This is a genomic window from Actinacidiphila glaucinigra (assembly GCF_900188405.1).
GTDB classification, from domain to species: Bacteria; Actinomycetota; Actinomycetes; order Streptomycetales; family Streptomycetaceae; genus Actinacidiphila; species Actinacidiphila glaucinigra.
Genome location: NZ_FZOF01000050.1, coordinates 1 through 22,964 on the forward strand (window position 1 = coordinate 1; position 22,964 = coordinate 22,964).

Annotated in this window: 18 protein-coding genes and 3 pseudogenes; 8 read left to right on the forward strand and 13 right to left on the reverse strand. The window is 71.8% G+C overall.

Annotation, left to right across the window (positions count from 1 at the left end):
* Window positions 1-1,045, forward strand: a 1,045-nt coding sequence (locus CHF15_RS42090) for an ABC transporter substrate-binding protein (protein ID WP_107418622.1), incomplete at its 5' end; no start/stop codon positions are given.
* Between the two features lie 189 nt (window positions 1,046-1,234).
* Here the strand turns inward: CHF15_RS42090 and CHF15_RS42095 are convergent.
* A pseudogene (locus CHF15_RS42095) lies at window positions 1,235-1,483 on the reverse strand (NAD(P)/FAD-dependent oxidoreductase); the annotation flags it as partial.
* A gap of 43 nt (window positions 1,484-1,526) precedes the next feature.
* Between CHF15_RS42095 and CHF15_RS42100 the strand changes: the two are divergent.
* The 4 genes and pseudogenes from CHF15_RS42100 to CHF15_RS42115 all read left to right on the forward strand — a co-directional run.
* Window positions 1,527-2,516: pseudogene (locus tag CHF15_RS42100) on the forward strand (class I SAM-dependent methyltransferase); the annotation flags it as partial.
* Window positions 2,517-3,110: 594 nt separating this feature from the next.
* Window positions 3,111-3,797 (forward strand): annotated as a pseudogene (locus tag CHF15_RS42105) (PP2C family protein-serine/threonine phosphatase); the annotation flags it as partial.
* Window positions 3,798-4,334: 537 nt separating this feature from the next.
* Window positions 4,335-6,794, forward strand: a complete 2,460-nt coding sequence (locus CHF15_RS42110) for a CehA/McbA family metallohydrolase (RefSeq protein WP_089229239.1) — start codon at window positions 4,335-4,337, stop codon at window positions 6,792-6,794.
* 278 nt (window positions 6,795-7,072) lie between these two features.
* Window positions 7,073-7,612 carry a manganese efflux pump MntP gene (locus tag CHF15_RS42115; RefSeq protein ID WP_089229240.1) on the forward strand — a complete coding sequence of 180 codons (540 nt, stop codon included), beginning with the start codon at window positions 7,073-7,075 and terminating at the stop codon, window positions 7,610-7,612.
* Here CHF15_RS42115 and pqqE read toward each other — a convergent pair.
* From pqqE to CHF15_RS42165, 10 genes are all read right to left on the reverse strand, one after another.
* The gene (pqqE, locus tag CHF15_RS42120; protein WP_089229241.1) at window positions 7,609-8,724 is read right to left on the reverse strand and encodes a pyrroloquinoline quinone biosynthesis protein PqqE; all 1,116 of its coding nucleotides are present in this window, start codon (window positions 8,722-8,724) and stop codon (window positions 7,609-7,611) included. The genes CHF15_RS42115 and pqqE overlap by 4 nt on opposite strands.
* Entirely contained in the window at window positions 8,717-9,046 is a 330-nt protein-coding gene (gene pqqD, locus CHF15_RS42125; protein ID WP_089229262.1) for a pyrroloquinoline quinone biosynthesis peptide chaperone PqqD, read from the reverse strand. The genes pqqE and pqqD overlap by 8 nt, the downstream gene beginning before the upstream one ends.
* A 5-nt stretch (window positions 9,047-9,051) precedes the next feature.
* Window positions 9,052-9,762: a pyrroloquinoline-quinone synthase PqqC gene (gene pqqC / locus CHF15_RS42130; RefSeq protein ID WP_179280236.1), complete on the reverse strand. Its 711-nt coding sequence runs from the start codon at window positions 9,760-9,762 to the stop codon at window positions 9,052-9,054.
* Between the two features lie 4 nt (window positions 9,763-9,766).
* Window positions 9,767-10,654, reverse strand: a complete 888-nt coding sequence (gene pqqB / locus CHF15_RS42135) for a pyrroloquinoline quinone biosynthesis protein PqqB (protein WP_089229242.1) — start codon at window positions 10,652-10,654, stop codon at window positions 9,767-9,769.
* 123 nt (window positions 10,655-10,777) lie between these two features.
* Entirely contained in the window at window positions 10,778-10,900 is a 123-nt protein-coding gene (pqqA, locus tag CHF15_RS42140) for a pyrroloquinoline quinone precursor peptide PqqA (RefSeq protein ID WP_089229243.1), read from the reverse strand.
* Between the two features lie 46 nt (window positions 10,901-10,946).
* The gene (locus tag CHF15_RS42145; RefSeq protein ID WP_089229244.1) at window positions 10,947-12,647 is read right to left on the reverse strand and encodes a PQQ-dependent dehydrogenase, methanol/ethanol family; all 1,701 of its coding nucleotides are present in this window, start codon (window positions 12,645-12,647) and stop codon (window positions 10,947-10,949) included.
* Window positions 12,648-12,660: 13 nt separating this feature from the next.
* Window positions 12,661-13,122: an MSMEG_3727 family PQQ-associated protein gene (locus CHF15_RS42150; protein ID WP_089229245.1), complete on the reverse strand. Its 462-nt coding sequence runs from the start codon at window positions 13,120-13,122 to the stop codon at window positions 12,661-12,663.
* A gap of 270 nt (window positions 13,123-13,392) precedes the next feature.
* Window positions 13,393-15,573, reverse strand: coding sequence for a catalase/peroxidase HPI (gene katG / locus CHF15_RS42155; RefSeq protein ID WP_089229264.1), 2,181 nt, complete (start codon window positions 15,571-15,573; stop codon window positions 13,393-13,395).
* A gap of 127 nt (window positions 15,574-15,700) precedes the next feature.
* Window positions 15,701-17,095 (reverse strand): DNA-binding protein, encoded by a 1,395-nt coding sequence (locus CHF15_RS42160; RefSeq protein WP_089229246.1) that lies wholly within the window; start codon window positions 17,093-17,095, stop codon window positions 15,701-15,703.
* Between the two features lie 199 nt (window positions 17,096-17,294).
* The gene (locus CHF15_RS42165) at window positions 17,295-17,915 is read right to left on the reverse strand and encodes a TetR/AcrR family transcriptional regulator (protein ID WP_143681773.1); all 621 of its coding nucleotides are present in this window, start codon (window positions 17,913-17,915) and stop codon (window positions 17,295-17,297) included.
* A 184-nt stretch (window positions 17,916-18,099) separates the two neighbouring features.
* On the opposite strand from CHF15_RS42165, the gene CHF15_RS42170 reads away from it, so the two are divergent.
* Window positions 18,100-19,140 carry an aldo/keto reductase gene (locus tag CHF15_RS42170; RefSeq protein ID WP_089229248.1) on the forward strand — a complete coding sequence of 347 codons (1,041 nt, stop codon included), beginning with the start codon at window positions 18,100-18,102 and terminating at the stop codon, window positions 19,138-19,140.
* Between the two features lie 54 nt (window positions 19,141-19,194).
* On the opposite strand, the gene CHF15_RS42175 is transcribed toward CHF15_RS42170, so the two are convergent.
* Complete coding sequence (locus CHF15_RS42175) at window positions 19,195-19,935, reverse strand: VOC family protein (RefSeq protein ID WP_089229249.1); 741 nt, start codon at window positions 19,933-19,935, stop codon at window positions 19,195-19,197.
* Window positions 19,936-20,072: 137 nt separating this feature from the next.
* A complete protein-coding gene (locus CHF15_RS42180) occupies window positions 20,073-20,438 on the reverse strand; it encodes a hypothetical protein (RefSeq protein ID WP_245939350.1) in 366 nt (121 codons plus the stop codon).
* A 164-nt stretch (window positions 20,439-20,602) separates the two neighbouring features.
* Between CHF15_RS42180 and CHF15_RS42185 the strand changes: the two genes are divergently transcribed.
* The gene (locus tag CHF15_RS42185; RefSeq protein ID WP_089229250.1) at window positions 20,603-22,099 is read left to right on the forward strand and encodes a serine/threonine-protein kinase; all 1,497 of its coding nucleotides are present in this window, start codon (window positions 20,603-20,605) and stop codon (window positions 22,097-22,099) included.
* Between the two features lie 113 nt (window positions 22,100-22,212).
* Window positions 22,213-22,899 (forward strand): TetR/AcrR family transcriptional regulator, encoded by a 687-nt coding sequence (locus CHF15_RS42190; protein WP_089229266.1) that lies wholly within the window; start codon window positions 22,213-22,215, stop codon window positions 22,897-22,899.
* Window positions 22,900-22,964 lie beyond the last annotated feature (65 nt).

Here is a 22,964-nt window from a genome sequence, read left to right on the forward strand (position 1 = left end):
CAAGCTGCGCGACGACAGCAAGGCGACGGGTTCCGGCCCGTACAAGCTGGACTCCTACGAGGCCGGCAAGGAAGCGGTGTTCTCGGTCAACGGGGACTACCAGGGGTCGGCGGAGATCCGCAACTCCGGTATGACGATGAAGTTCTTCGGTGACGAGCCGGCGCTGAAGAAGGCGGTCGAGGACGGGTCGGTGGACCTGGCCTACCGTGGTCTGGACTCCGCCGACATCGCCTCGCTGCAGAGCAGTTCCATAGCCGGCGACACCGGGATCCAGGTCGTGGAGGGCACCGGCGCCGAGGTCCAGCACCTGGTGTTCAACGTCGAGGATCCGGTGGTGGGCAACAAGGCCGTGCGTCGCGCGGTGGCCTATCTGATCGACCGCAAGGCGTTCATCCGCGACGTCTACCAGCGCACCGCGAGCCCGCTGTACTCGATCGTGCCGGCGGGCATCACCGGTCACAACACCGCGTTCTTCGACCGCTACGGCGAGGGCGGGGACAAGGCCGGGGCGCAGGCCGCGCTGTCGCAGGCCGGGATCACCGACAAGGTCTCCTTCACGCTGTGGGCGACGCCGGTGCGTTTCGGCCCGGGCACGGTGGCCGAGCTGAAGGCGATCGCCAAGCAGCTCAACGACAGCGGCCTGTTCGACGTGGACGTCAAGACCACCGACGCCGACCAGTACGCCAAGGACATCGAGGCCGGCAAGTATGCGGTCTACGTACGCGGCTGGGTCCCGGACTACCCGGACCCGGACAACTTCACCGCCCCGTTCTTCGGCGACGGCAACGTCCTGGGCAACAACTACGTCAACAAGAAGATCACCGACGAACTCCTCCCGCGCACCGCCGCCGAGGCCGGCCGCGCCGCCACCTCCACCGACTTCGAGGACCTGCAGAACGCGGTCGCCGACGACGTGCCGATCATCCCGCTGTGGCAGGGCAAGCAGTACGTCGTGTCCAGGGACAACATCAACGGCCTGGAGTGGACCCTCGACCCCTCCACCGTCTTCCGCTTCTGGGAGATCCAGAAGGGTGTGACGGAGTAACCGGCGCACTGATGACGGATGTCGTCGGCCGGCGGGGACCGGGGCGGGGTGCTCACGCCGCACTCACACGACGACGGCCACGATGGACGCAGACGCGGCAGCCGCGCAACCCTCTTGCGGCTGCCGCGTCCCGGTTCGGGGACCAGGGAGCGCGGCCCCGCGGCCGGTTCCCGGACGACCGGTGAACGGTCAGGTGAGGGCGCTGTCGTGGCGCGCCGCGGTGAGCGCTGTCTCGGTGTCGGCGGTGGCCAGGTCGGCGTTGATGTGGGCGCCGGCGAGCGCGCCGGCCGCCGCGGAGGCGCCGACCTGGGCGGTCGGATCGGTGGCGTTGCCGGCCACCCACACCCCGGGCACTGCGGTGGTGCCGGCGATGCCGGACTCGAAGGAGCGGCCCGCCCCGCCCGTCAGGTCCCGCATCGGAAGCGCCAGGCCCACCAGCGCGGCGAGGACGCCGGGAAGGTGTCGCCCTGACGGTTTGCGTCTGCCGCAGCTCAGCGGCCATCGCCTTGCGCTTTCCGGCAGCCTCGGGGCCGGCCGCCCACGGCCCGGTCAGCGTGACGGCCATGAGCCACCCCGCCCGCAGGCCGCGCACCACGGCGCCCCCCACGTCCATGTCCACGGCCAGGAGAACGGGCACGAGCACGACCACGACACCGCCGGCCAGGCGGAGCTCCTCGACCTGGACGCGGAAGTGCTCGCCGAACACACCGCGTCCATCACGGCATGGCTGCCCTTCGAGGACCGCCCCCGCCGCATCGTCGACCTCGGCTGCGGCACAGGAGCCGGAACCCTCGCCCTGCTCCGGCGCTTCCCCGCGGCACAGGTGACGGCCGTCGACTCCTCGGCCCCGCACCTGCACCGCCTGCGGGCGAACGCGGCCGCGGCCGGAATGGCCGACCGCGTACGCCTGGTCCGAGCCGACCTCGACGCACCGGCCTGGCCGGACCTCGGCGCCCCGGAACTGGTGTGGGCCTCGGCCTCCCTGCACCACATGGGCGACCCCGACAAAACCCTGCGCGAGGTCCACGACTTCCTGGCCCCGGGCGGCCTTCTCGCCGTCGTCGAGCCGGTCGGCTTCCCCCGGTTCCTGCCCGAGGACGCCCCGGCCGACGCCCCGGGCCTGGAGGAGCGCTGCCACGCCGCACTCGGCCACCACCACGCCGAGTACGTCCCCCACCGCGGCGCCGACTGGGCGGGCAAGCTGACCGGGGCCGGCTTCGCCGTCGAGGCCGAACGCACCCTGGCCGTCGACATCGCCCCGCCTCCCACGGAGACCGTCACCCGCTACGCCCTCGCGACCCTGCGCCGTATGCGCGACGCCGTCGCCGTCGCCGTCGCCGTCGCCACCGCCCTGACGCCGGACGACCTGACGGCCCTCGACCGCCTGCTGGACGCCGAGAGCCCCGACGGCATTCCGCGCCGCACCGATCTGCGCGTGCGCACCGAACGCGCGGTCTGGGCCGCCCGCCGCCCCTCAAGCACCCCGTGGCGCCGGCGCCGGGCCGTGCACCGTGCAGGCACGGGCAAAGCGCTGTGCACGATCGGGCAAGGTGCCGGGTCGTGTCCCTCCCTACGGTCGAGGTGTCCCATCACGAGTGGGGCGTCGATGCGCCGGCCGGGAACCGCTCGGGGATCCGTCGGTCTCCGGCCCCGCGCGGACCGCGAGGGAGTGACGCCGATGGCGGACATCGAACAGTTCGAGGAGGGGCAGGACGAGGGGAACCCGGTGCGGTACCTGGCCGCCGCCAGCGTGGCGGCGTGGATCCTGGCGGTGTGCGCGGTGTGCGTGATCCTGCCGCTGTACTCCCATCCGAGCCTCGCGTGCGGCCTGGCGCCGCTGGTCACCGCGGGGACGGCGGCGATGGTGCTCGGAAACGTGAAGGACCGCTACCGCTGCAGGGCGGCGCGGGCGCACGCCGTCTCGGACACCGTGCGGCGGGTGCTGCTGCGGCCGCTCCCCGGGCGTATCGGCGCCCTGGGGCTCGCCTCCATCTACCGGCCCTGCGGGGGCCGGGGTCAGGTCGGCGGCGACCTCTACGCGGTCGCCCGCGCGGGCGGGGCGACCCGGCTGATCATCGGCGACGTGTGCGGCAAGGGCCTGCCCACCTTCGAGGACGTCGCGGCCGTGCTCGGCGCCTTCCGGGAATGGGCGCCGCGCGCGGCGACCTTGGCCGAGTTGTCGGCGCGTCTGGAGGAGAGCTTCCTGTTCCACCTGGCGGAGAGCGACGACCTCTCCCGTGACAAGGAAGAGCGATTCGTCACGGCGCTGCTGCTGGAGGTGCGGGACGGCGAGCGGTTCGCCCGCATGGTCAACCACGGCCATCCGCCTCCCATACGCGCCCGCCGGGGGAGTGTGGCCCTGGTGGCGGGATGCCCGGCTCCTCCGCTGGGCCTGTACGGTCTGCGCGAGTGCGGAGCCATCGAGGAACGCTTCGAACTGTGCCCCGGGGACACGCTGTTGCTCTACACCGACGGGCTGATGGAGGCCCGCGACGCCGCCGGACGCTGCTACCCGCTGCTGGAGCGGGCGACCGCGTGGCGATGGGTCCGGCAGGGCGCGCCGAGTCAGGTGTGCCTGCCGGACGTGCTGGGGGAGATCCTCGAGGATGTCGTCGACCACGCCGGCGCGCTCCCGACCGACGACCTGGCGATGGTGGCCCTGACGCGCGTGGAGGAACCGGGCGCGCCCGTGCTGACCTGGCCGGCCGGTGAGGCGTGGCGCGAGGACGCGGGGCAGTGGCGGCAGGACTGACCACGCGCCGCGCTGCCGGGGGAGGAGGCCGGTGTTCCGCGGGGGTGCAGCCCGCGGAACACCGGCCTGCCGTCGTTCCGCGGGGGATCCGGGGGACGTGCCCGGGGGTCGTTTGACCCGGACGGCAGCCGCACGCATAGGGGTGTTTGACCCATGCGTGGGGCATGCACCCACTGCCACAGTGGCGGGGCGGGAAGGGACGGCCGGGTCCTCTGCGAAGCCGGTCGTGGAGGCCGGCTCGACAGTGCTGCCCTGGGGGCGGCCGACCGGCCCGCATCCCGTACGAACCGGGCCTGACGGGACCCGTTGCCGCGCGGCGGCCGTCCGGGGCGCAGGCGCTGATATGCCAAGCAAGCACCGCGAACAGTTCGTTATCAGTTCATTTCTCTGAAAAAGGGGCGCCATAGCGTCTCGGGGGACTGCACACCGATCCGCAGGGGAACGGTGCGAGGAAAGGCGCAGTACATGGAAACGACAAGAGGGTCCGACGGGCCGGACCGTGGGTCCGAGGCACTGACCCGCCGGAGGTTCGTGGTCATGGCGGGTTCCGCCGTCGTGGCGGTCAGCGTCGGCGCGAGCACCGCCCAGGCTGCCACGGGGCCCGCTTCCGAGCAGGGCGGGAAGGTCAAGGCGGCGGGCCGGACGTCCGCGCTCAACCGGGCGAAGGCGCCCACGGGCAAGTGGCTCGCGGGTGACACCCACGTCCACGACGACCACTCCTCGGACGGCAGCGGACCCCGCCAGACGTCCCACCAGACACTGCCCGGAAACCTTCCCGTCGGCGACCAGATCGCGCAGGGCGAGAAGGCCGGCCTCGACTTCATGCCCCTGACCGACCACCGGACGTACGACCAGGTCTGGGACCCCCAGTGGAAGTCGTCCGAACTGCTGCTGCTCCCGGGCGAGGAGGCGAACGGCTCGCCCCACGCCATCGTGCTGGGCAATGTGGACGTGATCGTGGACGGTGCCAACCCGCCCGGCTCCGCGGCCTTCCGCCACGTACAGCAGTCGGTCTGGGACGCCCACGCACAGGGTGCCGTGTGGTCGCAGGCCCACCCCGACGACGGCGAGTACACGCCGGCGACGGGCCCGAACGCCAACGCCAGCGTCCAGGGCGCGGACCTCGCCGAGGTGCTCAACGTCTCCACCGGCCCGGACGAGCAGGTCGAGTACGCGGAGAACCGGTGGAACGCCGGTTTCCGCTTCGGTGTGGCGGCGGCGAGCGACTGCCATTTCCGCGAGCTGTGGGACGTCGACGCCCCCGGCACGCCCACCACCCACGTCTTCGCGGCGAAGCGTTCCGTCCTCGGCATCCTCGACGGGTTCCGCGGCGGCCGTACGACGGTCGCGCAGAACACCGCCGGTCCGTTCCTGACGATCGAGGCGGACGCCGACGGTGACGGTGTGTTCGAAGCGATCGGCGGCGACGAGGTGGTCGTGGCCGACCGCAAGCTGCCCAAGAAGGCCACACTGCGGGTGAAGGTGAAGGGCGGCAAGGGAACCACCGTCCACGTGTACGCCGCCCCCGGCCGCTCGGCGGGTCCGATCGCGAGCTACCGGCCCCAGCGGGCCAACGAGACCTACGATCTGCCGCTCGTCCTCAAGGGCACGGACCACGGCTGGTTCCGGGTCGAGGCCCGTTCCCCCGGCAGCCCCTCCGGCTCCGACGCCGACCCGAACCTGCCGGACCAGCTCCGGGGCGCCACCTCGCCGATCTTCGTCTCGGTCGGCGCTCCCGCCGTCCCACGGCCCGAGATCCCGCTCCCGGCCGCCGACACCGCCGGTGACAAGGCGGAACTCGTCACCGGCGACCTGGGCACGTTCACCGGATTCTCCGATGTCGCGGTCGTCGGCGACGTCACGCACATCGTGGCGGAGGTGCACGAGGACCACGCGAGCAAGGTGGTCTACCGCCGGCTCGACGGCAAGGGACGGATCACCAAGTCCGTCACCCTTTCCGGCCGTTCGGCCACCGCGCGCTTCCCGCGCATAGCCGCCGCCGCCAAGGACGTGTGGGTGGTCTGGCAGGACGAGCAGGGCAAGGAGCAGCCGCACCGTCCGGTGATCCTGCTGGCGCACAGCGCGAACGGCGGCAGCTCCTTCAAGGCCCCGGACAAGATCAGCAAGGGCAAGGGGCGCGCCGTCCACCCGGCGCTGGCACTGGTCGGCGACGGCCACCCGCTGGTCGCGTGGTCCGACAACAGCGGCGGCGCGTTCGACGTGTACGCGCAGATCGTCGGCGTCGACAAGGCCGCGGTGAACATCTCCGCGGCCGGCAAGGTGACCAGTCCCGGCGTTCCCGGGGACGCGCGCTCCCCGCGCTACCCCGCCTCGCTGTTCCCGGCCGTAGCCGTCCACGACGGCCGGCACGCCGTGATCAGCTGGCAGGACGACCGCTACGACCCGGACCCGCTGTGGACCGGCCACACCCCGCCCGCCGGCCAGCCGGCCGGCGGCGGCACGGACCCCGACAACTGGCAGGTGCTGGCGTCGGTACGCAAGGCACCGGGCCGCGCCTGGGGCAACCCGGTCCAGGTCAGCAAGGTCGGCGACCGCTCCGACCGGCACCCGGGCCTGACCGTCGACGAGGACGGCACCTTCGTCGCGATCTGGGAGAGCGGCGCGCTGCAGAGCTCCGGCGCCAACCTCCAGCTCCGGGCCGGCCGCTCCACCGACGGCGGCCTCACGTGGACGGCGTTCGAGAACGTCGGCCTCGACGCCGACGCGATGAGCCAGCGGGCCAAGCTCGGTGTGGACCCCGACGGTACGGTCCGCGCGGTCTGGTACGACTCCCGCTCGACCGACTGGCGGTGGAAGATCTTCACCGCCACCCTCGACGGAGCGAAGGGCTGGTCCGAGGCCACCCAGGTGAGTCACCGGGGCAACAACACCTGGCCCGCACTGCACCGCGGCGTCGTGGTGTTCACCAGCGACCGCGGCGCGACCCGTACTCAGCGCGACGAGACGCAGCAGATCTTCCGGACGAAGCTGGTCTGACCGGCCGGCGTGCGGCCCGCACGGCACCGCCTTCCCCACGCGCCTCGGACATGCAGTGCGCCCGGTGGCGCGCCGGGGGAGGCGGTGCCGTCGCGGGGCTGTTCCATGCGTCGATTGGCCCCCTGCGCTGCGGCGAGTAGTGTGGAAAACGCGCCGGAAGTCGGCTCTGCGGAGGGAATTTCGCGGCCCGTCCGGGACGTCGTTCCCCACCTGACGGATGGTTCACGCGGTGGATCCGGCGCCGCCGCCGTCCGTCGTCACCGGGCGGCGACATCGTCATGATCTGGGAAATACTGGTCCTGGGCTTCGTACTCAGCCTCGACAACTTCCGGGTGTCGATCGCGCTCGGTACCGTCCCGTTCGGTCTGAAGCGCGCGGTGCAGGTCGCGCTCACCTTCGGACTGTGGGACGCCGTCATGCCCCTGGTCGGGCTGTTGATCGGTCGCCGGCTCGGGGAGTCCGTCGGGGACGTCGCCGACTTGGTGGGCGCGGCCGCACTCGGTGGATACGGTCTCTACCTCGTCGTCTCGGCCCTTCGCAACCCCGAGCCGGACGAGTTGGACCACCCGTGGGCGTTGTTCGGCATCCCGTTGACGCTGAGCCTGGACAACCTGCTCGCCGGGGCGAGCCTGGGTCTCCTCGGGCTCTCGCCGTGGTTCTCGGCCGCCGTCTTCGGCATCATGACGGCGGTGATGTCGCTGGTCGGGCTGCAGCTCGGGCGGGTCACGGCGCGACTGATCCGGATCCGCTCGGACCTGCTGAGCGGGGTCACCCTGATCATCGCCGCCGTGGCGCTGCCGTTGTGGTTCGGTGCCTAGCCCGATCCGCGCGGGATCCGGTCCGGCCGGCGGGCCCGGTGCGGCCGGGGGACCAGCGCGGGATCGCCCGCCCGCGAGCCCGTGTTGGCGGCCTCGACCGCCCCGGCGACGAGGTGGTGGTCGGGCGACAGGTGACAGACCGGATCGGTACGGGCCGCGTCGCCGGTGAGCAGGAACGCCTGGCAGCGGCAGCCGCCGAAGTCCACCTCCCGCCGGAAGCAGCTCCGGCAGGGCTCGGGCATCCAGTCGGTCCCCCGGAAGGCGTTCATCACCGGGGACTCGGCCCAGATCCGCGCCAGCGAGTCCTCCCGCACGCTGGCCCGCGGCAACGGCAGGGACTGCGCGGCCGGGCAGGGCAGCACGTCGCCGTTCGGCGTCACGGTCAGCTGCCGGGACGCCCAGCCGCCCATGCAGGGCTTCGGGTAGCGGCTGTAGTAGTCGGAGATGACGTAGATGACGTCCATGCGGTCCCGCAACCGTTCACGGGCGGCCCGCACGACGACCTCGGCGGCGTCGAGCTGGGCCCGGCTGGGCAGCAACGCGGCGCGGTTGCGCCAGGCCCAGCCGTAGTACTGGGTGTTGGCCAGCTCCAGCCGGTCCGCGCCCACCTCCTCGGCCAGGGTGAGCACATCGGCGACGCGGTCGATGTTGTGCCGGTGCAGCACCACGTTCATGGTCAGGGGCCAGCCCAGCTCCTTGACCAGTCGCATCGCCTCGATCTTGCGCCGGAAGGAGGGGATGCCGGCGATCCGGTCGGACACGGCCGCCTCGTCGGCCTGGATGCTGATCTGCACGTGGTCCAGGCCGGCCGCCCGCAGTCGCTCGGCCCTCGGACGGGAGAGCCCCACGGCGCTGGTCACGAGGTTGGTGTAGAGGCCCAGGTCGTGAGCGGCCGCCGCGATCTCCACCAGGTCGCGCCGCAGCAGTGGTTCCCCGCCGGACAGGTGGCACTGCAGCACCCCCAGGTCCCCGGCCTCGGCCAGCACCCGCCGCCACTCGTCCAGGGCCAGCTCGTCCCGGTAGCCGGCCATGTTCAGCGGGTTGGAGCAGTACGGGCAGGCCAGCGGGCAGCGGTAGGTGAGCTCGGCGAGCAGGCCGAACGGGCTATCCATCGGTGAGCTCCATCCAGCGCCGGGCGACGAGCCGGGTCAGGAACCGCCGCACCTCGTCCCCGGGGACGGCCCGGTAGCGGGTGCCCAGCTCGGTCACGATCTCCGCCACGGTGTGCCGCCCGTCGCACAGTTCGAGGATCGCCGCGCCGCTGCCGTTCAGGACCACCACCGTCTCGGGGTGCAGCAGGATCCGGCGCTGTCTGGTCCGGCAGAAGGTGAGCCGGACATGGCGTGCCAGCAGGGGCCGGTCGGAGCCGCACACCTCGACACCGGGCCCGGTCCTGGTCCCGGCCCTGGTCGTTCCGGTGGAAGTCGCGTCCATGGCGGTCACTTCGGGTAGGCCTGCTCGATGGAGTCCATCAGACTCCACAGGACGTCGCACTTGAACGACAGCGCGTCGACGGCGCGGGCCTGGGACTCGGCGGAGACGCAGTGCGACGTGACCACCTGGAGGGCGTGTTCGCAGTCACGGGGAGCCTGCTCCAGGCGGGTGCGGAAGTAGGCGAGGCCCTCGGGGTCGATCCACGGGTACCAGCGCTCGAACGCGGCCAGGCGTGCGGCCATCAGGTCGGGAGCGAACAGCTCGGTGAGCGAGGACGCCACCGCCTCCACCCACGGGCGGGTCCGGGCGAAGTTCACGTAGGCGTCCACGGCGAACCGCACTCCGGGTACCAGGTGCCGGTGGTCCCGGACCTCCTCACGGGTCAGCCCCGCCGCCTCGCCGAGGCGCAGCCATGCCTCGATGCCGCCCTCGCCGGCGGCGGTGCCGTCGTGGTCGGTGATCCGCCGGAGCCAGCGACGGCGGAACTCGAGGTCGGGGCAGTTGGAGAGGATCGCGGCGTCCTTGCGGGGGATGTTCTCCTGGTAGTAGAAGCGGTTGGCGACCCAGCCGCGGATCTGACGAGGGCTCAGCCCGCCGGCGTTCATCACGACGTGGAACGGGTGCTGGTCGTGGTAGCGCCGCGAGTGGGCCCGCAACGTCTCGACGAAGCCGTCGGTTCCGCTGCTCCTGATCGTCCTCGCGGGAGTTGTCGTCACGGTTCTACACCTGGACCTCGAGGCCGTCCGTGGCCACCTCTATGCCGCTCTCCCGCAGTGCGCGCCGCTCGGGCGCGTCCTCCAGGAGAACGGGGTTGGTGTTGTTGATGTGGACGAGGATCGTCCGTCCCGCGGCCAGCGACGGGAGCCGGGACAGGCTGCCGTCCGGGCCGTCTATGGGCAGGTGGCCCATCTCCCGGGCCGTCTTGCCCGCCAACCCGAGCCGTACGAGTTCGTCGTCGCGCCAGCAGGTGCCGTCGAACAGCAGGCATCCGCAGCCTTCGATCTCCGTGCGCAGCGCTGCCGTCAGCGATTGCGCCGCCGGCAGGTAGACCAGCGTGCCCCCGGTGTGCTCGTCGGTCAGCCGGTAGCCCACGACACGGCCGTGGTCCGCCTCGCCCCCGAACCGGGCGCGTTTGGCGGTGGGAACGTCGAACGCACGGCAGGACAGCCCGTTCGCCAGCGTCAGGTCGGTGCCGGGGACCACGGCCCGCCACTCGACGGTGCAGTAGCGCCGCAGCGTGGTCAGGATTCCCGAGCCGTCACACAGGGTCTTGTGTGTCGCCGGTGTGGCGTACACCCGCAGGGCGCGGGCCTCGCGCAGCAGCAGCAGGCCCAGTGTGTGGTCCAGTTCGGCGTCGGTGAGCAGCACCGCCTCCAGCGGCGTCGTCCGGTCGCCCCGCGGGTGCAGGCCCGGGAAGGCCTCGAACTGGGCGCGCAGGTCGGGGGAGGCGTTGAGGAGGAACCACCGGCGGTGGTCGGCGCTGACGGCGATCGAGGACTGGGTGCGCGGCGGTGCGGCCCCGGAGCGGACCGCGGCGCACACCGCGCAACCGCAGTTCCACTGCGGGGAGCCGCCTCCCGCCGCCGACCCCAGCACTCGCAGCAGCACGCCGGTACTCCCTTCGTCCGATGTCCGCCTCCGGGCCGGTCGATCGTCGGCCCGGCCGTCCGTGGACGTCCCAAGCCGTGGGGGGCGCCGCCGGACAACGCGGTCCGGCGTGCCCCACGTGCGCTAGTCCTCGAGCCGGGCGACGTAGGCCGTCACCTCGGCCGCGACCGCGATCTCCTCGAACTCGGGCGTCTCCCACACGGCGAGCTGGGATTCCAGCTGCGATTCCATGGGCTGGGATTCCATGGGCTCACCTCCTTTCCGACCGGATACGGCAGGTCCGGGTCGCGCGCTACGACCAATCCGGGAGGGCGAAGACGATCAGGGCGCTTCCGTGCCCCGCACCGAGCATGCCGGGGAGGAATCCCTCGGCCCACCCGCCCCAGCCGACCGGTACGGCGACGTACTGCCTGTCGTCGACCGTGTAGGTGGTCGGGCTGCTGTGGTGGCCGCTGCCGCACTGGAACTGCCACAGCATCTGCCCGGTGCGGGCGTCGAGCGCGTTGAACTCGCCGGACGGTTCACCTGCGAACACCAGGTCACCACCGGTGGCCAGCACCGAGGCGCACATCGGCAGTTCGTTGCGCCAGCGCCACTTCTCATCGCCGTCGGCGTCGAACGCGCTGACGGACCCCGCCATGTCCTCGATGTCCACCTGAACGCCCGCGCCCCAGTACGGGATGCTCTCCTTGAACTCCCGGCGCCGCCGGGTGGCCGTGGCACCCGTGTCCTGGACGGGGACGTAGAACAGCTCGGACTTCGGGCTGTAGGCCGCATGGGTCCATTCCTTGGCGCCGGCCGGACCCGGGTAGAAGTGGACGGGTTCCCCCTCCTTGTCGGGGTACGCCTTGGCCGTCACCCGGCCGTCCCTCGTGATGGCCCCCCACGTGATGCGGTCCACGAAGGGGGTGATCCCGACCCTCGCCCCGTTCGTGCGGTCGAGGACGAAGAAGTAGCCGTTCTTGTCGAAGTGCCCGAGCAGTTTGCGCCCGTCCCGCTCGAACAGGATGCACTCGGCGATGCTGTCGTAGTCCCACACGTCGTGCGGGGTGCACTGGTAGTGCCAGCGGATCTGGCCGCTGTCGACGTCGACGGCGATGACGCAGTCGGTGAAGAGGTTGTCCCCCTCGCGGACACCTCCGTCGAAGTCGGGCGCCGGATTGCCGGTGCCGACGTACAGCAGGTTGGTCTCCGGGTCGAACGTGCCGGTCACCCAGCAGTTCGCCCCACCACGTGCCCAGGCCTCGCCGTCGGCGGGCCAGGTCTCCGAGCCCGGCTCCCCGGGCTTGGGCACCGTGTAGCAGCGCCACTGGTGCTCACCGGAGGCCAGGTCGAATGCGTCGAGGTGGCCGCGTACGCCGAACTCGCCGCCGGAACTGCCGACGACGACCATGTTCTTCACGACCAGCGGGGCGAGCGTGGCGCTCTCCCCGGCCCGGACGTCACCGTAGGTCTTGTCCCAGACCCGCTTTCCGGTGGTGGCGTCGAGTGCGAGCAGCCGGGCGTTCGGCGTGACGGTGAAGACCTTCCCCTGGGCCACGGCGACCCCGCGGTTGACGTTCCCGCAGCACAGGGACACGTCGAAGGGCACGGCGTGTTTGTACCGCCAGATCTCCACACCGGTCTTCGCGTCGAGGGCCCACACCCAGCCGTCCCAGCCGGACACGAACATGACCCCGTCGACGACGATCGGGGCGGCCTCGAACGAGTAGGTCGACGCGCCTGCGATCAGTCCGGTCGTGCCGGCCTGGAAGACCCACGCGGGGACGACGCGCTTGACGCTGTCCGTGTTGATCTGGTCCAGCGGGCTGTACCGCTGCCCGTTGTACGCGCCGTAGTAGGTGAGCCAGTTGTGGGGCTCCCGGCGGGCGTTGAGTATGCGCTCGTAGTCGAGGCCGGCCACCACCGGCGGCGCGACCTCCCCGCCCGCGACCTTGCCGCTCAGCAGCCCCTGGTCGACGGCTTCGCCCGCGTCCACGTAGTCGACGGACATCTCCTCCTCCTTCCTACGGCCGCGGTTGCTCGGGGCGGTCGAGGCGAGCCTCCGGCGGAGCCTCTCCCAGGACGACGATGGCCCCGGTCAACCCCCGGCCCTCGTCGTTGCCCGTGGGCGAGCAGTACCAGTAGTAGCCCGGTCCGTCGAGGTTGAGGGTCGCCCGTCCGCGCGAATGGTTCACCAGCCAGATGAACTTCCGGTCGCCATTGCTCGGCAGGAGCGCGCAGTGCGTGTTCAGGTCGTCATTGACGAGTTCGAGCTCGATATCGCCTCCATGGGGCATGACCAGAATGGACGGATCCCAGGTCAGCTCGTCCGGGTGGATCCGAATCGTGGCCCGCATGGTGCCATCCGATGTCTCGGCGGCGTATCCGATGCTCCCGGTTCCCAGCACCTGACCCAGCGCCGCCTTGTTCTGTTCGGCCAACCCGATCTTGTCCAGCAGGTCGGATCGCTCCTGCATGGTCGTCATCGGGGCGTCACTCTCCTCATACAGAGATCGCCGTGTTCTTCGCTTCGGCCGCGCCGACCGAGGTACGCCGCGGCCGGGTGCACACCTTCCCTCGAGAATGTTCTCCGAATTGACTTCGTCGGATTCATCGCATCGGAGATCCACTGCGCCGAATTGAGCGCGCGGGAAAGCGGATGATTTGCCGCCTGATCAAAACGCTACGCCGGACGGATCACACCGACAAGGGTGGGCGCGAGTGCGGGCCGGCTCATGCCGTTCGTCGGCGACCGGCTACCGTTCGTCGCCCATATGCCCCCGTCGGGAGGATCGAACGAGGTCGTACCGGTCCAGGCTCATGACCTTGTGCCACGCGGCGACGAAGTCCTTCACGAACTTCTCCCGGGCGTCGTCGCCGGCGTAGACCTCCGCGACGGCACGCAGCTCGGAGTTCGAGCCGAAGACGAGGTCGACGCGGCTGCCGGTCCACTTGACCTCGCCGGTGCCCCGGTCGCGCCCCACGAAGGTCTCGGCGGCCGTGGACGCCGGCTCCCATGCCGTGCCCGTGTCGAGCAGGTTCACGAAGAAGTCGTTGGTCAGCGATCCGGGCTGCGAGGTGAACACGCCCAGCTGCGACCGGCGGTGGTTGGCGCCCAGCACCCGCAGGCCACCCACCAGGACGGTCATCTCGGGGGCGCTCAGGTCCAGCAGATTCGCGCGGTCGACCAGCAGGTGCTCCGGAGGCAGCCGGCCGTTGCCGCCGCAGTAGTTGCGGAACCCGTCCGCGGCCGGCTCGAGGGGCGCGAAGGACTCCACGTCGGTCCACTCCTGCGTGGCGTCCGTGCGTCCGGGAACGAAGGGGACCCGGACCGCGTGGCCGGCCGTTTCGGCGGCCCGCTCGACGGCGGCGGCCCCGCCGAGCACGATGAGGTCGGCCAGCGAGATCCTCGTGTCCCCGGCCTGGGATCCGTTGAAGGACTCCTGGATCTCCTCCAGGGTGCGCAGCACGTGTGCCAGTGTGGCGGGGTCGTTGACCTCCCACCCCCGCTGCGGCTCGAGGCGGATGCGCGCGCCGTTCGCCCCGCCGCGCCTGTCGCTGGCGCGGAACGTCGACGCCGACGCCCACGCGGTCGAGACGAGCTGGGCGACCGACAGCCCGGAGGCAAGGACGCGGCTCTTGAGCGCGGCGATGTCCGCCGCCCCGACGAGCTCGTGGTCCACGGCGGGGACCGGGTCCTGCCAGGGCAGGGTCTCCCGCGGCACCAGGGGTCCGAGGTAGCGGTGGACCGGGCCCATGTCGAGGTGCGTCAGCTTGAACCAGGCCCGGGCGAACGCGTTCGCGAGCTGGTCCGGGTGGTCCAGGAAGCGCCGTGAGATCGGCTCGTACGCCGGGTCCGCGCGCAGTGCCAGGTCCGTCGTCAGCATGGTCGGGGCGTGCGTCGTCGCCGGGTCGTGGGCGTCCGGGACGGTGCCGGCCCCGCCGCCGTCCCGCGGGATCCACTGCCACAGGCCTGCGGGGCTGAGCTCCAGGTCCCACTCGTAGCCGAAGAGCGTCTCGAAGAAGCTGTTGTCCCACGTCGTGGGGGTCGGCGTCCACGTGCCGTGGAGTCCGCTGGAGATGGTGTCCGCGCCCTTCCCGGTGCCGTAGCTGCTCTTCCAGCCCAGGCCCTGTTCCTCGAGGGGAGCACCCTCGGGCTCGGGGCCGAGGTGGGTGCCCGGGTCGGCCGCGCCGTGGGTCCTGCCGAACGTGTGGCCGCCCGCGATCAAGGCGACCGTCTCCTCGTCGTTCATCCCCATGCGGCGGAACGTCTCGCGGATGTCCCGGGCGGAGGCGAGCGGGTCCGGCACGGTGTTCGGTCCCTCGGGGTTGACGTAGATGAGGCCCATCTGGTCGGCGGCCAGTGGACTCTGCAGCTCCCGGACGCCGCGATGGCGTTCGTCGCCGAGCCAGGCGTGCTCGGGGCCCCAGTAGACGTCCTCGTCGGGTTCCCAGACGTCCGCCCGGCCGCCCGCGAATCCGAAGGTCGTGAAACCCATCGTCTCCAGGGCGCGGTTGCCGGCGAAGACCATCAGATCGGCCCAGGAGATCTTGCGGCCGTACTTCTTCTTCACCGGCCACAGCAGCCTGCGGGCCTTGTCGAGGTTGCGATTGTCCGGCCAGCTGTTCAGCGGTGCGAAACGCTGCATCCCGGCACCGGCGCCGCCCCGGCCGTCGTGGACGCGGTAGGTGCCGGCGCAATGCCACACCATCCGGATCACGAGCGGCCCGTAGTGGCCGAAGTCGGCCGGCCACCAGTCCTGCGACGTGGTCAGGGCCTCGTCGACGTCGCGCGCCAGTGCGTCCAGGTCGAGCGTGCGGAACTCCGCGGCGTAGTCGAAGTCCGCGCCCATGGGGTTTGACCTGGTGGGGTGTTTCCGCAGGATCCCCAGGTCGAGCCGGCCCGGCCACCAGTCGCGATTGTCCGCGGCGCCGATCGGGCGGCCGCGGTGCCCGGTGGGGACGGAGAGGCCGAGGCCGCCCGCGTTGCCGGCGTCCGTCCGGTCGGCGGCGGCATCCGGAAAGTCGGACACGGGGATCTCCTTCCGGAGGTTGCGTCGTGGTTCAGAGGTTCAGCGCGCGACGCACGGCCGGCGCGTTCCGCCGGGAGACCGGCACCATCTCGTTCGTCCGGCCCTCCATGACCAGGGACAGCTCGCCCTTGAGCCCGCGCTCGATCTCCCGGATGCGGCTGAGATTGACGACGTACCGGCGGTGCACCCGCAGGAAGCCGACGTCCGCCAGATCGCTGTCGAGCCTGTCCAGGCTCAGGGAGGCGGCCCGCAACCGGCCCTGATCGGTGGAGAGCCACACGTCGCTTCCGTGCGACTCGGCGAAGGAGACTTCCGGCAGCCGCAGCAGCACCATCCGGTTGTCGCGCAGCGCGACCAGCCGGCGCGGCGGCACCCGGGGGCGCGCGGGTCCCTCCGTCGGCGGCAGCCGCGCCCCGTCGGAAACGCCGAACAGCACCAGGTTCCCGATCAGGTGGCCGGAGGAGAAGACGGGCCGGAAGCTGATCGACGTCGGCTCGTCGGCGAGGTGGGCGAAGATCTGCGTCGAGCCGACCCAGTCGCGATCGTGGACCGCCTGCCGGCCGGCGTACCGGGCGGCCGCGATGAATTCCGGCAGCCCGGGGTTCCACCGCAGAGTGGGGTCGATCGCCGGGGTGTGGGCGGGGACGCCCAGGAGCACGCCCGCCATGTCGTCGGCGATCACCACCTTGCCCGCGGTGTCCACGGCGGCGAGCGCCGCACCGGTCGTCGCCCTGGCCTCGGTGTAGGCCGCGACCAACTCCGCGCCGCTGTCCCGGGCGCGGCTTTTGAGCGGGTAGCGGGTCATGGTGACGGCGCTCGCCAGCCAGCTTTCGACGGCCGCGGGAAGCCCGCCGCGCCAGCAGGAGACGTTCAGAACCGCGATCGGTTCCCTGGTGACCACGTCACGCACCGCGATGCCCGCGCACACCCAGTCGTGGAAGGCCTGGCACCAGTGCTCGGCGCCCCTGATGGGCACCGGGCCGTGTGCCTCGAGCGCCGTGCCCATGCCGTTCGTGCCAACCGCGCGCTCGGACCAGCAGAACCAGGGCGCCAGATTGCAGTCTCCGGCCCGGACGAGCGTGGCATGGTCACCCCACGCGGCGAGGATGCGGCCGGTGGCGTCGGCGACGGTGACGACGCCGCCGAGGCTGCCCACCTCATGCGCCACGGCGGCGGCGCGGAAGCCCAGTTCGGCGAAGACCACGTCGTGCTCGGGGGTGTGGTCGGGCCTGGCCACGGCCACCGGAGCCCTGGTGAGGTGGGGGTCGACCCGGTACTGCTCCCGGCAGCGGTGCCAGGAGATCGCCACCAGCGGCCGGACGCCGGGGACGTGATCCTCGCCCTGCACGAACCGTTCCCATGCCGCGAGCACCGGGCCGCTGCCGAGGTTCGCCGAGTCGGGCTCAAGCCGATGTGTGTCCCTCATGGTTCTGAACCGCCTCTGGTCCATCCCCAGTGCCCGGCGGCGTCAGCGCGATCCGCTCCGGTCGCCGCCTGTGGCGGCCGGACCTGCAGCGGACCGGTCACCGCGCCGCGGGCCTTGCTCCGTCACCCGTTCCGGGCCGTCTTGCTTCCCCCCACGGTCCACCCTAGTACCGTCGAGGGGCCGCGGACGTCCCGTGGGGTCAGGTGCCGGGGCGGCGGTAGACGCCGTGCCACCAGGTGTGCGCGAGTTCGCGGGCGAACGCGGGGTCGCTCGCGGGGTCGGCGGAGGTGACCTGGTCCGTCAGGGCGCGCTCACCGCCGGTGACGATGATCCGGGTGGCGCTGACGGGGTCGAGGCCGGCGGGGGTGCGGCCGGCTTCCTGCTCGGCGCGGAGGATCTTGATCGTCCAGTCGGTGAACTGGTGCAGCTCGGCCGTGAAGTAGTCGCGCACCGCGCTGTCGTACGTCGCGACCTCGGCGAGCGCCCGCCGGACCGCGGCGTGCCGCCGGTAGACCTGGATCACCTGCAGGAAGGCCTCCTCGAGGCCCTCGACGCCGGCCGCGGGCTGCCACGCCGAGGTGACGTCGAAGGACGTGGCCATGAGCCGGCCGGCGAGGCGCAGCAGCAGGTCGGTCTTGTCGCGGAAGTGGCTGTAGAAGGTCGAGCGGGCCACGCCGGCCTCGGTGCAGATCTGCTGCACGCCGAGTTCCGTGAAGGTGGCGCCGCCTGCCAGCAGGCGCTGGGTCGCGGCCAGGACGTCCGCCTCGGCCGAGGTGGGGCGGCCGAGCTTCGCGGAGCGTCGGCGGGTGATCGAGGGCATGTCCGGATCCTGGGTCGTCGCGGGGCCGGGGCCGGCGGGGAACGTCACATTACACCGCGTCCGGACATCGTGTAGCGTAATTTCCGGACGCGATGTCCGGACGTTGCGAACGGAAAGGTGTGGGGCGCCCTGCCCCGGCCGCCGCCGCGACCAAGCGAGTACGTGTGCGTACGAGGAGTGACCTGTGAAATATCGTCTGCTGGGACGTACCGGGGTCTGGGTCTCCGAGATCTCCCTGGGCGCGATGACGTTCGGAGGCAAGGACCACCCGGTGTACGGCACCCATGGGGCGCTGGGGCAGGAGGACGTGGACCGGGTGGTCGGCGCGGCGCTGGACGCCGGGATCAACTTCCTGGACACCGCGGACGTCTACGCCGACGGCGAGAGCGAGGAACTGCTCGGCCGGGCGGTCGGGCGGCGCCGGCGGGACGTGGTGCTGGCCACCAAGCTGCTCGCCCCGGTCGGACCGGGACCCAACGACCAGGGGCTGTCGCGGCTGCACGTGATGCGGGCCCTGGAGGACAGTCTGCGCCGGCTGGGGACCGACTACATCGACCTCTACCAGATCCACAACCACGACCACCTGACGCCCGTAGAGGAGACGCTGAGCGCCCTCGACGACGCGGTGCGCCAGGGCAAGGTCCGCTACATCGGCTGTTCCAACCTGGCCGCCTGGCAGATCAGCAAAGCGCTGGGCATCTCCGCGCTGCACCACCAGGCGGCGTTCGTCGCCAACCAGACCCACTACTCGCTGGTGGCACGCGACGCCGAGCACGAGCTGGTGCCCCTGGCCGAGGACGCGGGGCTGGGCCTGACGGTGTGGCAGCCACTGGCCGGCGGATTCCTCACCGGCAAGTTCGACCGCGGTGGGGCGACCACGGAACCGGACTCCCGCCGTGCCCGCAACGGCTTCGACTTCGTACCGTTCGACGAGGAACGGGGATTCGCGGTGCTCGACGCGGTCCGGGCCGTCGCGGCGCGGCACGAGGTCGGCCCGGCCCGGGTGGCCCTGGCCTGGCTGCTCGCGCAGCGCGCCGTCACCAGCGTGATCGTCGGCGTCCGCACGGTGGAGCAGCTCGCGGACAACGTCGCCGCCGGCGCCCTGACGCTGACCGAGCAGGACCTCGCCGAACTCGACGAGGCCAGCAGGCCCCCGGCGCTCTATCCGCACTGGATCCAGCAGTGGTTCGCCCCGACCCGGATCCCCGCCGGCAATCTGGCCTGACGGCTGCCGCTCGGGCGCCCGTGCGGCCGGGTGATCCGACGGACGAGTTCCGCGTCAGGACGGGGCGAGGACGCAGAACTCGTGGCCCTCCGGGTCCGTCAGGCACGTCCACGGGACGTCGCCCTGGCCGAGGTCGAGGTCGGTGGCGCCGAGGGCCCGCAACCTGGCCACCTCCGCCGGCTTGTCGTCACCGGGGTACGGCAGCAGGTCGAGATGGACGCGGTCCGGCACGGTCTTCACATCGGGCGTGCGCAGGAACTCGAGATACGGGCCGGCATTCTCGGCGGAGCGCAACACCGCACGATCGTCGGTCACCTCCCGCAGGGTCCAGTCCATCGCCGAGTCCCAGAACCGGGCCATGGCCCGCGGATCCGCGCAGTCGACCACCACCCGGGCGATCGGGCCGGTGTCCCGGTGGATCTCCCGGGGCTCCAGCACGCAGAACTCGTTCCCCTCGGGGTCGGCAAGGACCGTCCACGGGACGTCGCCCTGGCCCACCCGGACGGACGTCGCACCGAGAGCCCGGAGGCGCGCGACCAACTCCGCCTGATGGGTCGCGGAGCTGGTGGCGAGATCGAGGTGCGCACGGTTCTTCGTCGCCGTCTTGGGTTCCGGCACGGGAACGACGTCGACGCCGAGGGCCACCGGGTCCGGCCAGACGAGGCCGCCCGGGGGTCCGGCGTAGGTGGTCACGCCCGGGCTGTAGGCACTCCAGCCGAGCGCCGCCGCCCAGAACCGGCCGACCGCCGAGGCGTCAAGGGCCTTCATGTTCACCTGAACGGGTCGCAGCGCCATGCCGGCGATCCTATGCACCCGCCGACTCGCGACATCCGCACCGCGGTCGAACGGGGATCGACCTCGGGACAGGCGCAGATCGCGCACACCGTTCCCGGACGGCGCGCATGCGCAACGGCAAACGGGTCGACGCGCACTCAGGGGCCCAGTTCAGCGTCCAACGCCTCTGGCCAGTCCTCGTGGGCCAGCGCGGCCGCCACCAGCAGGTCACGCCAGTCCGTCCGGGCGAGTCGAACGGCTTCCCGGAACCGGTGAACGCTTCCCCGGGCGAGCAGGCCGATCGCCGCTTGCAAGCGCTCGCTTCCGAACACCTCCGGGTCGTAGTCGGCAGTCTCGGGGAGTTCGTCGAGCATCAGCATGATCTCCGGCGCAGCACCGCGTTCCGGAAAGTCCCGCCGGATCCGTCGCTCGACTCGCGTACTGATCTGCACCGCACCCACCCTTTCGGTGAGCAGGAATCCGTGCGCCGCCGGCACCGCTTCCCGCACCGTATCCCGCGCCATGAGTTGACGGCAGCGCTCGTGTCCTGGGCCGACTCGGCTTCCGGGCGCCGGTGTGTGCGCTGGTGCGCCCCTGCAAAGCCGATGGAAAGCACCGTACTTGTGACAAGTCTGTCCATAGGCTGACAGTGACGTGTCTGGGCGGGGTGTGTGAGCGGGGGTGCGCGATGCGCGTGTTGTCGGGGCGGTACGAGCTGGTGGAGACCGTCGGCCGGGGCGGCATGGGGGAGGTGTGGCGCGGTGTCGACCGCGAGCTCGGCCGTGCGGTGGCGGTGAAGGTGCTGCCTCCGGAGCTGACCCGGCACGAGGAGTTCCGCTCCCGCTTCCGGCGGGAGGCCCGTACGGTCGCGTCGCTCACCCACCGGGGGATCGCGGTGCTGCACGACGTCGGCGAGGACACCGGAGAGGACGAGGCCGTGCCCTATCTGGTCATGGAGTTCATCGACGGCCGCACGCTCGCCGAGGTCCTCGGCGACGGCCCGCTCACCATGGAGCGCTCGACGGCGATCATGCGGGACGTCGCCGACGCCCTCGCGCACAGCCACGCGCAGGGACTGGTCCACCGCGACGTGAAGCCGTCGAACGTGATGATCACCGCAGACGGCCAGGTCAAGATCCTCGACTTCGGCATCGCGAAGGTGGTCGCGGACACCGCGACGCGGCTGACCGCGACCGGAATGACCGTGGGCACGCCGGCCTACCTGTCCCCGGAGCAGATCCACGGCACGGCGGTGGACGCGCGCACCGACCAGTACTCGCTGGGCTGCCTGTTCTACGAACTGCTCACCGGCCGGCCTCCGTTCACCGGTGACTCGCCGTTCGCCGTGATGAACCAGCACCTGGCCAAGGACCCGGTGCCGCCTTCGGCGCTGCGGCCGCAACTGCCGGCCGACGTCGACGCCGTCGTGCTGCGCGCACTGGCCAAGCAGCCCGACCAGCGGTTCCTGGGCATGGGCGCGCTGCGCGACGCCCTGGGGAGTCTGCACAGCGGCGGCAGCCTGGCGGGCACGGCGGGCGGCACCCGTCTTGCCGGGGCCCAGGATCAGGCGGCGGTGCCGGGCGGGGCGCCCGGGCGGGCGCAAGCCGCCGCGGCGGCACCGCCGTTGCCGCCGCAGCCGGTGTCGGCGCCGACGGTCCCGCCGGTGACGGGCGCCTTCGGCGCGCCGCCCCCGGTCGCCACGCCCGCGCCGGGCCGGGTGACGTTCGGCGCCCTGTGGCGGGGCGAACGGCTCGCCCCGTTCGTGGCGACGCTGCTGTCGCTGCCCGTGGTGATCTCCGCGTGGGACTCCTACGAGTACGCGGGCTCGACCACCACCGTGGCCCTGGTCGCCTCGTGGCTGACCGCGCTGGTGCTGACGTTTCTGCGTCCCGGTCTCGCGGGGGCCTTCGCGGCGGTCGCACCGGCCACCTTGCTGTCGGTGCGCGACGACATGCCGGGCACGGTGGTCCTCGCGCTGCTGGTGGTGGCGTGTGCCGCGGGGGTGTTCTACCGGTCGGGCCTCGCCGCCCAGGCCCTGTCCTACGGTGCGATCCTGTGCGCCGGCCCGGTGATCGCGAACACGACCGGCTACTACGGCGAGGGGGCGACGTTCCTCCTCCTGGCGGCCGCGGCCTGCACCGCCCTGGCCGTGGTCCGGCATCCGCGCCGGCACGGCGAGGGCTGACCCTCTGCGCTCCCGTCCGGGCCTGGGGGAGGATGGGGCGGGCCTGTCCGCACCCGTGGCGGTGCCAACAGCCCTGGTCGAGCAGCTGGAAGAGGAGGACGGTGGAGATCGCCATGCAGCCCGGTGCCGCCGCGCGGACGCGCAAGCCGTTGAGCAGGAAGCGGATTCTGGCCGCCGCGGTGGCGCTGGCCGATGACGGCGGGGTCGCCGCGTTGAGCATGCGGAAGATCGCGGCGGCACTCGGAGTGGTGCCGATGGCGCTGTACAAACACGTGGCGAACAAGGACGAGTTGCTGGACGGCATGATCGACGCCGTGGTCGGCGAGATCGACCCGCCCGCCGCCGGGGTGGACTGGAAACCGGCGGTGCGAGGGCGGGTGCTGTCGGCGCGCCGGATGCTGTTGCGTCATCCGTGGGCGCCGGGGGTGATCGAGGCCCGGATGAAGGCACGTTCGGCCCCGACCCCCGCGGTGCTGGGGTACCTGGACTCGATGATCGGGATCTTCCGGGCCGGCGGGTTCACGCTGGACCTGGTCCATCACGCGATGCACATCATGGGCAGCCGTGTGCTCGGCTTCTCCCAGGAGTTGTTCGAGGACTCCCCGGGCGGTGAGCCGGATCCGGACGCGCTGCCGCCCGAGCAGATGGCCGCGCGCTACCCGCACGTGACCGAACTGGCCATGGCGGTGGCCCATGACGCGGAGTCCGTCGTCGGCGCCGGCTGCGACGACCAGCTGGAATTCGAGTTCGCCCTGGATCTGATGCTGGACGGCCTGGAGCGGCTGCGGCGCGCGTCCTGAGCCGCTGAGAACACGTACGCCAAAACCTCCCGCCCTCACGGCTCTTGACGGGTGTACGCCGTACA